The organism is Marinithermofilum abyssi (assembly GCF_014641195.1).
Taxonomy (GTDB): domain Bacteria; phylum Bacillota; class Bacilli; order Thermoactinomycetales; family DSM-45169; genus Marinithermofilum; species Marinithermofilum abyssi.
The window spans coordinates 21,296-36,027 of sequence record NZ_BMHQ01000002.1 but is presented as its reverse complement, the minus strand read 5'-3'; the positions used below and the strand labels follow the sequence as shown (position 1 = coordinate 36,027).

12 protein-coding genes and 1 pseudogene are annotated in these 14,732 nt (G+C 50.4%); 10 read left to right on the top strand and 3 right to left on the bottom strand.

Features of this window, described 5'->3' with window-relative positions:
* Positions 1–531: 531 nt before the first annotated feature.
* From IEW70_RS02315 to IEW70_RS18345, 4 genes are all read left to right on the top strand, one after another.
* Positions 532–819, top strand: a complete 288-nt coding sequence (locus IEW70_RS02315; protein ID WP_188646331.1) for a heterocycloanthracin/sonorensin family bacteriocin — start codon at positions 532–534, stop codon at positions 817–819.
* 227 nt (positions 820–1,046) lie between these two features.
* Positions 1,047–1,676 carry a phosphotransferase gene (locus IEW70_RS02310; RefSeq protein WP_188646330.1) on the top strand — a complete coding sequence of 210 codons (630 nt, stop codon included), beginning with the start codon at positions 1,047–1,049 and terminating at the stop codon, positions 1,674–1,676.
* Positions 1,648–1,965 carry a phosphotransferase gene (locus IEW70_RS18350; protein ID WP_373285899.1) on the top strand — a complete coding sequence of 106 codons (318 nt, stop codon included), beginning with the start codon at positions 1,648–1,650 and terminating at the stop codon, positions 1,963–1,965. Before IEW70_RS02310 ends, IEW70_RS18350 begins: the two co-directional genes overlap by 29 nt.
* Before the next feature lie 30 nt (positions 1,966–1,995).
* Positions 1,996–2,199 (top strand): hypothetical protein, encoded by a 204-nt coding sequence (locus tag IEW70_RS18345; RefSeq protein WP_373285898.1) that lies wholly within the window; start codon positions 1,996–1,998, stop codon positions 2,197–2,199.
* Between the two features lie 357 nt (positions 2,200–2,556).
* On the opposite strand, the gene IEW70_RS02300 is transcribed toward IEW70_RS18345, so the two are convergent.
* Together IEW70_RS02300 and IEW70_RS02295 are read right to left on the bottom strand one after the other, a co-directional pair.
* On the bottom strand, positions 2,557–3,543 hold the full coding sequence (locus IEW70_RS02300) for an aldo/keto reductase (RefSeq protein WP_188646329.1): 987 nt from the start codon (positions 3,541–3,543) through the stop codon (positions 2,557–2,559).
* Positions 3,544–3,609: 66 nt separating this feature from the next.
* Positions 3,610–4,461 (bottom strand): aldo/keto reductase, encoded by an 852-nt coding sequence (locus tag IEW70_RS02295; protein WP_188646328.1) that lies wholly within the window; start codon positions 4,459–4,461, stop codon positions 3,610–3,612.
* 240 nt (positions 4,462–4,701) lie between these two features.
* Between IEW70_RS02295 and IEW70_RS02290 the strand changes: the two are divergent.
* From IEW70_RS02290 to IEW70_RS02270, 5 genes and pseudogenes are all read left to right on the top strand, one after another.
* Positions 4,702–5,834 (top strand): annotated as a pseudogene (locus tag IEW70_RS02290) (MFS transporter).
* 278 nt (positions 5,835–6,112) lie between these two features.
* Positions 6,113–7,153 (top strand): NAD(P)-dependent alcohol dehydrogenase, encoded by a 1,041-nt coding sequence (locus IEW70_RS02285; RefSeq protein ID WP_188646327.1) that lies wholly within the window; start codon positions 6,113–6,115, stop codon positions 7,151–7,153.
* Positions 7,154–7,802: 649 nt separating this feature from the next.
* Positions 7,803–9,866, top strand: coding sequence for a thioredoxin domain-containing protein (locus IEW70_RS02280; RefSeq protein WP_188646326.1), 2,064 nt, complete (start codon positions 7,803–7,805; stop codon positions 9,864–9,866).
* A 349-nt stretch (positions 9,867–10,215) separates the two neighbouring features.
* Complete coding sequence (locus IEW70_RS02275) at positions 10,216–11,772, top strand: carboxypeptidase M32 (RefSeq protein WP_188646325.1); 1,557 nt, start codon at positions 10,216–10,218, stop codon at positions 11,770–11,772.
* Positions 11,773–11,880: 108 nt separating this feature from the next.
* On the top strand, positions 11,881–12,636 hold the full coding sequence (locus IEW70_RS02270; protein ID WP_188646324.1) for an alpha/beta hydrolase: 756 nt from the start codon (positions 11,881–11,883) through the stop codon (positions 12,634–12,636).
* A 435-nt stretch (positions 12,637–13,071) separates the two neighbouring features.
* Here the strand turns inward: IEW70_RS02270 and IEW70_RS02265 are convergent, their stop codons facing one another.
* Positions 13,072–13,284, bottom strand: a complete 213-nt coding sequence (locus IEW70_RS02265; RefSeq protein WP_229751763.1) for a YhzD family protein — start codon at positions 13,282–13,284, stop codon at positions 13,072–13,074.
* 391 nt (positions 13,285–13,675) lie between these two features.
* On the opposite strand from IEW70_RS02265, the gene sbnA reads away from it, so the two are divergent.
* The gene (gene sbnA, locus IEW70_RS02260; protein WP_229751762.1) at positions 13,676–14,692 is read left to right on the top strand and encodes a 2,3-diaminopropionate biosynthesis protein SbnA; all 1,017 of its coding nucleotides are present in this window, start codon (positions 13,676–13,678) and stop codon (positions 14,690–14,692) included.
* Positions 14,693–14,732: the final 40 nt, after the last annotated feature.

Genomic DNA, 14,732 nt, shown 5'->3' with positions numbered 1-14,732 from the left:
CCGGGTCCTAAAATTTTTCTTTGTTGAATAAACCGGAACCAGCGTGAGCCTCTCCGGCATGAGCGACGCACTTCGTTCCTAGGAATCTTCATGTTCTACTTATCCCTCGAGATTTTCGCTTCATCTCACCACCTTTCAATACAGGTTTTTCACACTGCTGTTGGGCCAAACCAAAGTCAAATAGTAACTAACTAACTTATGTAAAGTACAATAACTTAATAACTTACTATTGTCAAGAAGTAAATAGGCACATATCCTTTTACAACTATCAAAGGTTCCGGATCCCTTCCTGGTCGGGAGGAATAAAAAGTTACTTACCAGAACATACAAACATTTTTGTCTATATGACGGGGTCAAGACCACTTTCGGGGGGATTTTTTTGACCCGGATTCCAATAAAAAAATGTGGACCCGCAATAACGACGGCTCTGGTTCATAAAGATTACTATATTTTTCCGAAGGGGGGAGGGTCTGATAATCGGCGTGTGTTGTTTCCGATTCAAACAAAGCTTATCCATTAGGAGGGTCAGAAATGGATAATTTCAAACAGGATCTTCAGAAACTGAGCCTTGACGAATTTCAGGCTGGGGAGCCGACACCCTGGGACCATCAGGATCCCTCGGTTGCCCAGCGGTGCTTCGGTTGCGGATTTCGGTGCGGCGGTTGCGGATTTCGGTGCGGCGGTTGCGGATTTCGGTGCTTCGGTTGCGGATTCGGGTGCGGCGGTTGCGGATTCCGGTGCTTCGGTTGCGGATTCCGGTGCTTCGGTTGCGGATTCGGGTGCGGCGGTTGCGGATTTCAGTGTTTCAATTGTTTTTGAGTTGTCCCGTTGTTTCGGGGGAGCTTCAAAGAGGATTTCGCGGCTGTGTGTGAAAAAAAGATTGCCCCTGTACAGACCGGGTCGTTGGGCTGTCAGGGGTTGTTTTTCTGTGACTTGTTCCACACGGCTAAAGCATCCTAGGAAGGTTCCGCAGGTTGCGTATGTGGAATGGAAAGGGTAAGTATCTGGGAGGGGGAGTATGAGCGGGAGGGGGACTAGACACCCAGATGTTTAATACCCAATCATTTAAGACGTCATTTGGATTGGATTTGGTTGTGCCAATTGTTAAGCGCAAAGGTACTGCGGTGTATCGTGCTGTGCGCGATGGAGAACCGGTATTATTGAAAGTCCATACCCACGAGAAACCATTTGTGCGCGAGACGGATAGTATTTCCCGTCTCGCCGTCAGAGGCGCACCCGTACCTAAAATTTTGGAAACATGTTGTACAAAGGAATGGTGGGATGGGGTAACGCTAAAGGACCTGTTTTTCCAATTGGATTATATCCGTCAGGTTAAGATGATGAACAAAGTGGGTCGCCTACTGGCACGTATCCAATCGTTCTTGTCAGAAAAGGAGGTTTCGGATTCTGTTTTTTGGAAGGTGGCATCCAAGGTCCAAACTTTAGCTCAGTTTTCTTGGAAAACATATTACAGTGAACAGTACTATAAATGGGTGAACCGTTTGAAACTGCAACCGAAAGATCTGAATCGTGGTTTCCAAGCATGCTTGAATCAGACTGAGCAGGCTTTGGGTGAGCTCAAAGAGCCCGAGAAGTTAACGATTCTACACAACGACTACGGTTTTCGTAATATCATGGTCTCACAAGATGGCGAACCAGGTATTCGGCCTATTTGATTTCGAAAACGCTTCCCTTGGCGATCCTGTATCCGACCTGGCCAAACTTACATGGAGTGATCTTAACCTAACCGATAAGGTGCTACAAGAATCGTACTTGTTAGGCTATGAAGCAGAGGCAGGACGAACGGTAGACCGCCATTTACTTATTCTCTATCAAGTAATTTCTGGGGTGGACACCATTTATTGGGTAGACAAGCAAGAGTCTCTCTCCCAAGAAAACAAAACTTTTCGCGAAAAAGGTTTACAAATATTACTTTACGCTTGCACTCAGTTACGACAGTCGTGAAGCTAAGAAGGCGTCGGAGCCTATAATCCGGTGGACTGGTATCCTTGGAGCGAAGCGTCGTTCGAGAAGGCGAGAAAGGAAGAGACGCCGGTCTTCCTGCTATGGTCGGGAGCAGGGATTAATTGGTATATGGATATGGAAAGAATCTTTCGGTGTAGTTACAGGATTGGGGATAGTGAATTCTTCCTACTTACTTGTCTTCAGGCACTTCATCTAAGGTGTTTTTTTGTTTAGGGATACAAGTTAATTTATTGACTGAAAATCTATTAAATTAAATTTACATGAGGAGTTGGTTTCATGAAAAAGTACACTCGTTTGAATAAATTGGCTCACTGCCCTAATTACCTTTGCATTTGACAATGTGAGTATCGGAACATTTTGGCGGACGACCACGTCTGGGCTGGTGAACATGAAGCATTATGGAATCAATTTGTGCTAAACTTCAAGTCAACCCTCGATATAAATGGATATAATTAACAGAAGCCCTCCGACCATAAATGAAAGGTAGTTGGAGGGCTTTTGCGTCTGAACAAACCAATTTAGGATTTGTTTTTTCTACAATGACATCACTGTCTGGACTGGAACGTCCGTTCAGAGTCCGGTCCTTTTTTCCAGCTCCTCCGGATATCGCGCGCCCATCAAAGTAATCTTCGAGGTTGCGGAATTGATGTCACGTACCTCTTCAGGTGTCAGTTTAACGTTGGCCGCTCCCAAGTTTTCTTCCAGACGACTCAATTTCCGCGTACCCGGGATCGGAACGATCCACGGTTTTTGCGCAAGCAGCCAAGCGAGGGCAATTTGGGCGAGAGTGGCGTTTTTCTGTTCCGCCACTTTTTTGAGCAAGTCAATCAAAACCCGATTGGCTTCAAGAGCCTCCGGGGTAAAGCGAGGAAGAATACTGCGCAAATCGCTGCTTTCAAATGTCGCATTTGCGTCAAACCTTCCCGTCAGGTATCCCTTGCCCAAAGGGCTGAACGGGACAAAGCCGATACCGAGCTCCTCCAGAGTCGGTAACAACTCCTCTTCGGGACGTCTCCACCATAGGGAGTATTCGCTCTGGACCGCGGCGAGGGGATGAACGGCGTGTGCGCGACGGATCGTCTTCACTCCCGCCTCGGACAGCCCCCAATGCTTCACCTTTCCTTCCTGGATCAGATCTTTCACCGCTCCCGCCACTTCCTCGATGGGCACATCCGGATCAACCCGGTGCTGATAATACAGGTCGATGGCTTCGACTTTCAGTCGTTTGAGCGAGCCTTCGACGACTTTCTTGATATGCTCGGGCCGACTATTCATCCCGGCCTGTTTTCCGTCTTGGATATTGAAGCCGAACTTGGTGGCGATCACCACTTGATCCCGGTAGGGATGGAGAGCTTCTCCCACGAGCTCTTCGTTCGTGTAGGGTCCGTATATTTCGGCGGTGTCAAAGAAAGTGACGCCACGGTCGACGGCCTCTCGGATCAAGGAGATCATCTCCTGCTTGTCCGAAGCCGGACCATAACCGTAGCTCATTCCCATGCAACCGAGCCCGATCTCGGAAACTTCCAGGCCGCTTTTTCCTAATTTACGCTTTTGCATTTTTTACCTTCCTCTCTTTTTATTATTGTCACTTAAAATGTCATTCCGATGGGCTTCGGTTTAGCGTTAAATATCAAATTTAACGTTACCAAGCCATTTCACGATTTCAGGATCGTTATGTGAAAAGAACAAGCTCTTTTTCGTATCTAACGTAGTAACCCTCTCCATATCCTCTTGGCTTAATTCAAAGTCAAAGATATTGAAGTTCTCAATGATTCTTTCTTTGTGAACAGACTTTGGAATTGCAACGACTCCTCTTTGTGTCAACCAACGTAAAATCACCTGAGCAACGGATTTATTATACTTTTCAGCCAGTGATACTAAAACTTCATTCTGGAAGATGTTATTTCTTCCTTCAGCAAAAGGTGCCCAGGACTCTATTTGAACATTGTTCTCTTTCATAAATTTAGCACTTTCTATTTGCTGGCAGAAAGGATGCGTTTCAATCTGGTTTACGGCAGGAATTACTTCATTATGAACTATCAAATCTACCAGACGATCCATCTGGAAGTTACTAACCCCGATAGCCCTGATCTTTCCCTCACGATACAATTCCTCCATAGCACGCCAAGAGCCATATACATCTCCAAATGGCTGATGAATTAAATACAAATCCAAATAATCCAATTGCAATCTTTCCAGTGACTTTGCAAATGCTTTCTTTGTGCTCTCATAACCGGCATCCTGAATCCAGAGTTTTGTCGTAATAAACATTTCCTCTCTTGGTACGCCACTCCGTTTGATTGCCCTCCCAACCGCTTCTTCATTTTGATAAGCGGCAGCGGTATCAATGAGACGATAGCCTGCCATAATGGCGTCATAAACGCATTGTTCACATTCATTTGCATCTTCAATCTGATAAACACCAAAGCCGAGTATAGGCATCTCAACACCATTGTTCAAAATTACTTTTTGCATATGAAATCCTCCGAGTTTTTAAAATTTTGTTTCAAGCCACTATTTTTATCCCATTTATTAAAGCCTGCTAATTACAATGTAGACATGTCGATAACGAATCGATAACGCACGTCACTGCGTTGGAACGCCTGGATTATAAAATTGCAAGTTATGAACAGACAGTGGTTAAAACAGAAAAAACACTGAAAAAACCGGGGGAGGATTAAAGCAAGGGATCTTTCACCCGAGGAGGAATGAAGAGTGGAACGCCTATGGACGAAGTCGTTTGTTCTCATGACCGTAGGCTTGCTTTTTCTGTTCACCGCATTTTATATGCTGTATCCAACGCTACCGTTGTTCATCAAACAGATGGGCGGTGACAAAGCGCAGGTCGGTCTGGCGATGGGCGCGTTTATGCTGTCCGCCGTTATTTTTCGTCCGATCGTCGGCGGGCTGCTGGACCGGTTCGGCAGGCGTCCGTTCATCGTCTGGGGGCTGCTTTTCTTCACCTTGGCGATGGGTATGTATGACTGGATCGGTGGAATTGTTGTTTTGATGGGGCTCAGAATATTTCACGGGATGAGCTGGGCCGTTTCCACAACCGCCATTCTCACGGCAATTACGGATATGATCCCGGCCGCCCGCCGCGGAGAAGGCATGGGATGGTTCAGCACGTCCATGACCCTGGCCATGGCGGTCGGTCCGATACTCGGCATCTGGGTTGCACAGAACCTGTCGTACCACGCCCTGTTTCTATTCGCCGTCGGCCTTTCCGCCGCGGCGCTGCTTTTGACGTTTGGTGCAAAAATGCCTTTTCGGCCGCAATCGGGTGCAAAGAGGATCGAACTTCTCGAAAAATCGGTCTTGCCCTTCACGGCATCGGTCTTTTTTCTGTTTATCTCTTATGGCGGCATTACCACTTTTGTCCCGCTGTTCGCCCACTCGATCCAGGTCAATTCCGGGGCGTTCTTTCTGGTCTATGCCGCCACGCTTGTCCTGATTCGTCCCCTTGCGACCGGCACGGCGAGACGTTTGTCGTTGTACCGGCTTTCGTGATTACGATTTTAGCTTTGATCGCCTTGAGCTTCTCGACCGGATGGTTCGGCGTGCTCGCTTCGGCGGTTCTGTACGGCATTGGTTTCGGTTCCGCGCAACCAGTTCTTCAAGCGGCGACCATACGTCTTGTCCCCACGGACCGTAAAGGGGTGGCCAATGCTTCTTTTACGACTGCCACCGACCTCGGCATCGGGCTGGGTGCGATCATGCTGGGCTGGGTCTCCCAGCACGGGAGCTACCAGGCATTGTTCATGGTCAGCGCCGTGTCGGTCGCGTTATCCTTGTTGCTGTTCACTTTCTTTGTGAAACGTTTGTTGAACAACGTTGTTGAGCAATAAAGAGCATCGCCCCCCGAATACCGGCTCTCTTCCTCCGAACAAGTGACGCAACTTCCCTATAAGGTTTGCCCAATGGAAAATCTGCAACCGGAGTCGTCGTGGAGAGCAAGACCCCACGATGTATGGAAGTGCCAGCAGGACATCTTGGTCCGTGTCATCTGTTTGCGATGAAGCGTTGTAATGAGATGGTTTTAAAATCTCAAGCTGTTTCCTATTGACTTGGAGTTAACTCCAGGTTTTAAACTCCTCCATGTAAATAACCAAGGAGGTTTTGTCATATGATTACTGCCAACGCACAGGCCACCTTTGGTCCGAGCGAGCCGTTCAAAGCGACCACGATCGATCGCCGCGACCTCGGCCCTCGTGATGTCCTCATCGAGATCAAGTACTGCGGCATCTGCCATTCCGACATTCACCATGCCCGCAGCGAATGGCGTCAGGAACAATATCCCCTCGTTCCCGGCCATGAGATCGCCGGAATTGTCGCCGAGGTCGGCTCCGAGGTCACGAAGTTCGCCGTCGGCGACCGGGTCGGCGTCGGCTGCATGGTCGACTCCTGCGGCGAATGCGAGAACTGCCGCAAGGGCGAGGAGCAGTACTGTCTCAAGGGAAACACCCTTACCTACGCCGATGTCGACAAATACGGCCAGCGCACCCAGGGCGGCTATTCCACCCACATCGTCGTGGAAGAGGACTTCGTCCTCAGAATCCCCGAGGGAATCAGTCTCGACGTCGCCGCACCGCTGCTGTGCGCCGGCATCACGACGTACTCGCCGCTGCGTCGCTGGGAGGCCGGCCCCGGCAAGAAGGTAGCGGTCGTCGGCCTCGGCGGGCTCGGTCACATGGCCGTCAAGATCGCGCGCGCCATGGGTGCCGAGGTCACCGTCCTGTCACAAACGCTGCGGAAAAAAGAGGACGGTCTGCGGCTCGGTGCGGATCACTACTATGCTACGAGCGATCCGGAGACATTTGAGAAGCTTGCTGGTACCTTAGATCTCATCATCAACACGGTGAGCGCGAAGATCGACGTCGATGCCTACCTCTCGCTGCTGGCTCTGGACGGCACCTTGGTCAACGTCGGTGCGCCTGCGGAGCCGTTGTCACTCAACGTGTTCTCCCTCCTCGGCCAACGCCGGTCGTACGCCGGTTCGTTGATCGGGGGCATCCGCGAGACCCAGGAAATGCTGGACGCCAAACACAACATTGGCGCAGAGATCGAGGTCATCTCGGTCGACAAGATCGACGAGGCCTATGAGCGGGTACTGGCTTCCGACGTGCGGTATCGGTTCGTGATCGACATCAGCACGATGACCGCTTAACCATGCGGGTTGCTACCAATGCCGGCCCCCGTTCGCACTGCGTCGCGGCGTCAAAGTTGTGATAAACACTCGTGAAACCGGCGAGCATGAAGCATCCTACGATTGTCACACGAGTAACATTTACCGTGTTGTCACGTATGGAGAAACGCAAAAGGAACCGCGCCACAACAAGCGCGGTTCCTTTACTTAGAACACAGTTTCGATCTTAACGGTATCCCGGCACTAATTGTTTACTATACAATCTCATGTCTGAGAGGTTGATTGACAACAAAAACGCCTGCAGCGAATCTGAAGGTAGAAGAAGAAGAGCTAGTAAAAAGGCAGCTGACTGATCAGTCGGCTGCCTTTTTATTTTGTTCACCAATTTTCGGAGTGGGGGGCGATGTTCCGTGTTTTTTAGCAACCGACTGGATCGATGAAAGTCGATAAGATTGAATGGAGGAATTGAAAGCGAACCATTTATGGTCAGGACTCCGGGTATAAAATTATCTCCGTTGCAAACAAACCCTCTCAGGAAGCGGTTCAAAGTGCCTCTGATTTCCTGTACATCCAAGCAAGTGAATGAGTTATAAAAGAGAAGATGAGTCGGACCGGTTTTTGGTTAAACTGTACTGTGATATGATGAACTGACAGTACAGGAGGTGGTCCAATGAGCGAACCCAACCGTCTAATAAAGGAAAAATCGCCTTATTTGCTCCAACACGCCTATAATCCGGTGGACTGGTATCCCTGGAGCGAAGCGGCGTTTGAGAAAGCCAAGCAGGAAGACAAGCCGATCTTTCTTTCCATCGGTTACTCCACCTGTCATTGGTGCCATGTGATGGAGCGGGAGTCCTTTGAGGACGATGAAGTGGCGGAATTGTTGAACCGGGAATTCATCTCGATCAAGGTGGACCGCGAAGAGCGGCCCGATGTGGACAATATCTATATGACGGCGTGCCAGGCGTTGACGGGGCAGGGGGGATGGCCCCTGACGATTATCATGACCCCGGATAAGAAGCCTTTTTTTGCCGGTACATACTTTCCGAAGGAAAACATGTACAACCGTGCCGGTCTGATGGAGATCCTGGAACGGGTGGCCCACCTCTGGAAGAATGAACGGGAGAAGCTCCTGGAGGCGGGAGAGAAAGTGGCCAATGCCCTTCAGCACCAACTGAAAACGGCGGAAGAGGGAGAGCTGGTGCCGGAGGTGATGGAGGAAGCGTTGGAGCAGTTTACCGGCAGCTTCGATCACGAGTACGGCGGCTTCGGCCAGGAACCGAAGTTTCCGCGCCCCCATGATTTCTTGTTCCTCCTCCGGTATTGGCGGGAAAAGGAAGAAGCGAAAGCCCTGTACATGGTGGAAAAGACGTTGGATGCGATGCACCGCGGCGGCATTTATGATCACATCGGGTTTGGATTCGCCCGGTACTCGGTGGATCGGCAGTGGCTGGTCCCCCACTTTGAAAAGATGCTCTATGATAACGCCTTGTTGGCGTATGCCTATCTGGAAACGTACCAGGTGACACGGAATGAGCGTTATGCGCAGGTGGCGCGGGAAATTTTTACCTATGTACTCCGGGACATGACTTCTTCTGAAGGGGGCTTTTACTCGGCGGAAGATGCGGATTCCGAAGGGGTGGAAGGCAAGTTTTATGTGTGGACTCCGGAAGAGGTAAAAGAAGTACTAGGGGAAAAAGACGGTACTCTTTACTGTGATGTGTACGACATCACCCCGGAGGGGAACTTTGAGGGGAAAAGCATCCCGAACCGGATCCATTATTCCTTTGAAGCGTTGGCTTCCGCTCACGGCATGAGCGAAGAGGAGCTGGAACAAAAGCTGGAGTCCCTGCGGAAAAAACTGTTTACGGCGCGGGAGCAGCGGGTCCATCCTCACAAGGATGACAAAATTCTCACGTCTTGGAACGGACTGATGATCGCCGCCTTGGCAAAAGGAGCCCGTGTCCTACAGGAGGAAAAGTATGCGGAAGCTGCGGAGAAAGCGGTAGATTTTATTCAGGAAAAGCTGCGCCGGGAAGACGGTCGTTTGTTGGCCCGATACCGGGACGGAGAAGCGGCTTTTTTAGGGTATCTCGATGACTATGCTTATTTGACCTGGGGATTGTTGGAGCTGTATGAAGCCACGTTCCAACCGGCTTATCTGCGGGAAGCCGTGGCACTCAGCAAAGAAATGCTGGAACTCTTCGGTGATGAAACGGACGGCGGCCTTTTCTTCTACGGGAAGGACGGTGAACAGCTGCTCACTCGTACCAAAGAAATCTACGACGGGGCTACTCCTTCCGGCAATGCCGTGGCCGCGTTGAATCTGGCCCGGCTGGCCCGCTTGACAGGAGACTTGGCGTTGCGGGATGCGGCGGAGCGGCTGATGAAATCCTTCGCCGGTTCTGTGGATCGTTCGCCGATGGCCCACACTTTTTACTTGGTGGCGCTCCACTTTATGCTGGCGAAGCCCAAGGAGATCGTGGTCGTCGGACCGGACGGAGACGAAACAGTGGAAAGCATGCTCCATTATGTGCAGTCCCGTTTTCTCCCGGAAGCAGTGATCGCCTACAAGGAGGACGGCAATTCGGCGGAGCTGTCCCGACTGTTGCCCTTTACCGAGGAGCAGCGCGCGGTAAACGGACGGGCCACGGCTTATGTGTGTCGCAACTACGCCTGCCGTCAACCCGCAACCAATCTGGAAGAATTGCAGCAGCAGCTGAATGAAGCATAGGCCTTCAACACGGCTGCAAAGCCGATCTTCGAAAAAGAAAAGAGCACATCTCCCAAGGAACGGACTTGAACGACGTACCCGGCTTCGATGCGTGGGACCGAAGTGGAAAGCGAGCCAACCTATGCAACTAAACAGGGAGTGTTCCTTGTGAGTGCTTGTCCCGTGGTTTACACGGGCTTTTTCTTTGGTTCGTACCTCGGTGATCGCTTCGAAGCGGACAGCATCACTTCTGTGAGGAAGGGAACGCCGGGCGGAAGCGTTTTTGCTGTGTTGAAGATGTTTGCTATATGACCCAATTTTGAGAAAAAATTGTTCGCTCAGGTTGTACGGCACGGAAAAGAGCGATAGGATGAAAGCAGCGGCAGAAACATATCTATTGCATGGGAGAGGGGAGTTTTCTGTGGAAGAGAAGCTGCGGGAACTAAAAGAACTGCTCCGTGAAGTATATGATCTGGAATGCATCATCATGTTGTTGAACTGGGATCAGTCCACCTACATGCCGCCCGGCGGAGCGGAAGCGCGGGCACGTCAGATGGCGGTGATGGAGCGATTAGCGCACGAAAAAATGGTGCAACCGCGGATGGGCCGCTTGTTGGAGGCGTTGGTTCCTTACGGGGAGAGCTTGCCCTATGATTCCGACGAGGCGGGATTGATCCGCGCAGCACAGCGCAAGTTTGAAAAAGCGAATCGGGTGCCTTCTGCCTTTATGGGTGAACTGATCAGCCATCAGGCAAAAACGTACCAGGTATGGACAGAAGCCCGCCCGGCGAACGATTTTGCCAAAGTGGCGCCATTATTGGAGAAAACCTTGGAAATGAGCCGGCAATTGGCGGACTATTTTCCGGGATATGTACATATTGCCGATCCCTTGATCGACTTCGAAGATGAAGGAATGAAGGCATCCACGATCCGCAGCCTGTTTAGTGAGCTGCGGGAACAACTGGTTCCTCTGGTTAAGGCGGTAACGGAACAGGATCCTGTGGAGGATCAAGTGTTGAAACAGCACTTCCCTGAGGAAAAGCAATGGCAGTTCGGTTTGGATGTGATCCGACAGCTGGGATACGACTTTAAGCGGGGACGTCAGGATAAGACTCACCATCCCTTTATGACCAAGTTCTCTCTTGGAGATGTACGGATTACGACCCGGGTGAAAGAAAATGAACTGGGAGAGGCATTGTTCAGCACCATCCATGAAGCGGGACATGCCATGTATGAACAGGGGATTCATCCGGAATACGAAGGCACACCATTGGCACAGGGTGCTTCCTCCGGCATTCATGAAAGCCAGTCTCGTTTGTGGGAAAATCTCGTTGGCCGCAGCCGGGAGTTTTGGGAGTATTTTTACCCCAAATTGCAGGCGGTGTTTCCGGACCAGCTCAACCCTGTTTCTCTGGATTCTTTTTACCGGGCGATCAACAAGGTGGAACCTTCGCTGATTCGCACCGACGCAGACGAACTGACGTACAACCTGCACGTGATGATCCGTTTCGATCTGGAGTTGGCTCTTCTGGAAGGAAAACTGGCGGTGAAAGATTTGCCGGAAGCGTGGCGGGAGCGGTACCGGACGGATTTGGGCATTGCCCCGCCGGATGACCGGGACGGGGTACTCCAGGATGTCCACTGGTATGTGGCTACCATCGGCGGCGTGTTCCAGGGATATACTTTGGGCAATATTTTGAGTGCCCAATTCTATGATGCCGCACGAAATGCTCACCCGGAGATTCCGGCGGAAATGCGACAGGGGAACTTTTACACCCTCCACCATTGGCTCAAAGAAAATGTGTACCGGCACGGGAGCAAATATACTCCGGAAGAGCTGGTTCAAAAAGCGACGGGGCAATCATTGTCCATTGAACCTTATGTTCGGTATCTGAAGACAAAGTTCGGTCAATTGTATCCATGGTGATGCACCCGGAATTTCCCGGGCATCATCTTCAGTGTTTTTGCAGGGTTTCCGATGATAAGGGCGAATGGGTACAAATATCATTGGAAAATTCCGATGGGGGGATCGGAAATGAGTGAATCCATCAAAACGTATCACGTGATGCCGGAGGCGGAGCCTTTCTATTTTCCGGGAAGTGATGTGGGAGTGTTGGTGCAGCACGGCTTTACGGGAACGACACAGAGCATGCGGGAGTTGGGAGAGCATCTGGCCGGATGCGGGTATACGGTATATGGGCCCCGGTTAAAAGGACACGGCACTCACTATGAGGAGATGGAGTCTACCACCTATCACGATTGGATCGCTTCGGCTGAGGCCGGGTATCTGATGCTGCGCGAAAAATGTTCCCAGATTTTTGTCGTCGGCCTATCCATGGGCGGTACCCTGGCACTTCACTTGGCTCACAAATATCCGGAAACCAAAGGGATTGCCTTGATCAATCCCGCATTGTTCATGGAAGCATTGGAAGAAGTGGCTAAACAGGAAGAACCTCGCTTTTTGGATGCGATCGGATCCGATATAAAAAAAGAAGGCGTTCAGGAGTTGGCCTACGAAAAAACCCCCCTTCGCTCCATTCGGGAATTGGTCCGCTTCATGGCGGAAACCAAAGAAAAAGTGCCTGCGATCACTTGCCCGACACTGGTGTTTGTCTCTCCGGAAGATCATGTCGTACCGCCTGACAACGCCCACTATATCTTTGATTATACAGCGGCTGCCCGCAAGGAATTGGTAGAGCTCCCCGAATCCTATCATGTAGCTACTTTGGATCATGACAAAGAGTTGATCAAGGAACGCTGCGCTGTATTTATCAAGGGCTTGACAGGCTAACCAGGCTGGAAAAAGGGCTTTTGGTAACAAGAGGTTTGACATGAAGCTGAACAACCGGGTATTCGGTTGTTCTTTTTATTCAGATCCGTTATGTTACAAAAGAAGGAGTTAAATGGGCGGCCTGCGGCCCGACGATCCGTATGTCCGACTACTTGATTCAAATCGGCTGAAAGAATACAAGTGAAGTTGTAACGTTCCGCCCCGTCACAAAGACGGGGCTTTCTATCTTCAGGTATCATGAACAAAGAGAAAGGAGTCGATATGATATCCACCAAGCATACTTTTCACCTCAAAGCCCATTGGCAAGGAGAGTCCATTTCGGAATCGAAGAGGGATTTTACCAATCGGTCGCCTTTTGGTGGCGGTACGCTTTCTATCGAGCTCTTCTGTCATTAGAGAGAGAAAAAAGCCTTCTCAAGAAGAAAGCAAGCCGGTTCAGGCCTGCTTTTCTGTCGCCTTTTTTCCCTTGTGGCTGAGAAACTCCACCAACCGTCCGGATGTGTGGAAGATACGGAAGGGATATGCTTGATATTCTTTGTCCAGAAGCAATTGGCGTCCTTTTGCCTTTGCCTCGTGATCGGTTTGGGCTTGGAGCGGTTCGTCCAACAATTTTTTCCCTTCGTTGTCGTAAACGGTGATGTGATACATATCGATCCCCCCGCGATATTGTCGCAATCATTATATCATTTCGAGAAACCGTTTGTGAACGCTTTCAATATGTCTCGACGAACCCTGTCGGTGGGTACAAATAAAGGAAGGGAGAGAAATAAAGAAAGGAAAGCAAAAACAGAGGTTTTTGGAAAAGTGAGCTCATCTTCCGAGGCCGGGGAAGATGAGCTTGTTATGTTGGATACGGTAAAGGGGGTTACCGCTGATATCACTGTATCGAGCCAGTACTAAGGACAGGTTAATGGTCTGTAAAGGTTTTGATAAATAAAAAAAGTTTTGTGGTATAAGGGATTGACATGAAAATGATTATCAATTACAGTGATAAAGAGCTGATAATAATTCTCATTATCAAGGAAGCGAGGGAATATAGTTGCCTGAGCAACGTGCTGTACAACCGTTGGAAGGCGTTCGAAACTCCGTAGTGGATTGTGTCGGTAACACTCCCCTAGTGTCATTACAACGGTTGTTTCCCACAGATGATGCAGAAGTGATTGCCAAATTGGAGTTGATGAATCCCGGCGGCAGCATGAAAGATCGGCCGGCTCGCTATATCATTGAACAGGGTATGAAGGACGGAACGATTCCGCCTGATGCACACCTGGTGGAAAGCAGCTCTGGAAACTTGGGTGTAGCGATTGCGATGGTGGCACGGGTGTACGGGTTGCGTTTTACCTGTGTGGTGGACCCGAAGACCACGCAGACCAATGTCAATATTTTGCGCAAGTTGGGGGCTCATGTGGAAATTGTTCAAGAGCCTGACGACCAAGGTGGATATCTTAAAACGCGGATTCGTCGGGTGAAGGAACTGATACATACCATTCCCAATAGTGTGTGGATCAATCAGTATGCCAATGATCTGAACTGGCAGGCTCACTATTACGGAACGGCCAAAGAAATGGTGGAACAGTTGGATCGGCCGGTGGATTACTTCTTTGCAGCAGTCAGTACCTCGGGCAGTATCTTGGGCTGTGCACGACGGTTGCGGGAACGTTTTCCCCATATTCGGGTGATCGCTGTCGATGCGGTCGGTTCGGTCATTTTCGGTGGAAAACCGGGGAAGCGGGAGCTTCCCGGCATCGGATCCAGTAGGGTGCCGGAACTGTTGAACCCCGCCGAAATTGACGATGTCATTTATGTGCATGATCGGGAAGCGGTACAGGGCTGCCGTGACCTCTTAAACCAGGAAGGAATCTTTGCCGGTGGTTCATCCGGTTCCGTGGTGGCTGCGATTCAAAAGACGTTGCCCAAGCTTCCCAAGCCGTGCCGGATTTTGACGTTGTTCCCGGACCGGGGTGACCGTTATTTGGATATGGTGTATGACGATGATTGGGTGGCCGGGTTGGATCCCGTCCCGGAAGAGTTGGAGGCTCTGAAGGTCGGGAGCTAAGTCGGACAGCAGTCAGGACGAGATGGGAGACACAGCAAAC

Coding starts and splice junctions, on each gene's coding strand:
- IEW70_RS02315 (WP_188646331.1), top strand. CDS start 532: ATGGATAATTTCAAACAGGATCTTCAGAAACTGAGCCTTGACGAATTT.
- IEW70_RS02310 (WP_188646330.1), top strand. CDS start 1,047: ATGTTTAATACCCAATCATTTAAGACGTCATTTGGATTGGATTTGGTT.
- IEW70_RS18350 (WP_373285899.1), top strand. CDS start 1,648: ATGGCGAACCAGGTATTCGGCCTATTTGATTTCGAAAACGCTTCCCTT.
- IEW70_RS02300 (WP_188646329.1), bottom strand. CDS start 3,543: ATGCAAAAGCGTAAATTAGGAAAAAGCGGCCTGGAAGTTTCCGAGATC.
- IEW70_RS02295 (WP_188646328.1), bottom strand. CDS start 4,461: ATGCAAAAAGTAATTTTGAACAATGGTGTTGAGATGCCTATACTCGGC.
- IEW70_RS02285 (WP_188646327.1), top strand. CDS start 6,113: ATGATTACTGCCAACGCACAGGCCACCTTTGGTCCGAGCGAGCCGTTC.
- IEW70_RS02280 (WP_188646326.1), top strand. CDS start 7,803: ATGAGCGAACCCAACCGTCTAATAAAGGAAAAATCGCCTTATTTGCTC.
- IEW70_RS02275 (WP_188646325.1), top strand. CDS start 10,216: ATGAAAGCAGCGGCAGAAACATATCTATTGCATGGGAGAGGGGAGTTT.
- IEW70_RS02270 (WP_188646324.1), top strand. CDS start 11,881: ATGAGTGAATCCATCAAAACGTATCACGTGATGCCGGAGGCGGAGCCT.
- IEW70_RS02265 (WP_229751763.1), bottom strand. CDS start 13,284: ATGTATCACATCACCGTTTACGACAACGAAGGGAAAAAATTGTTGGAC.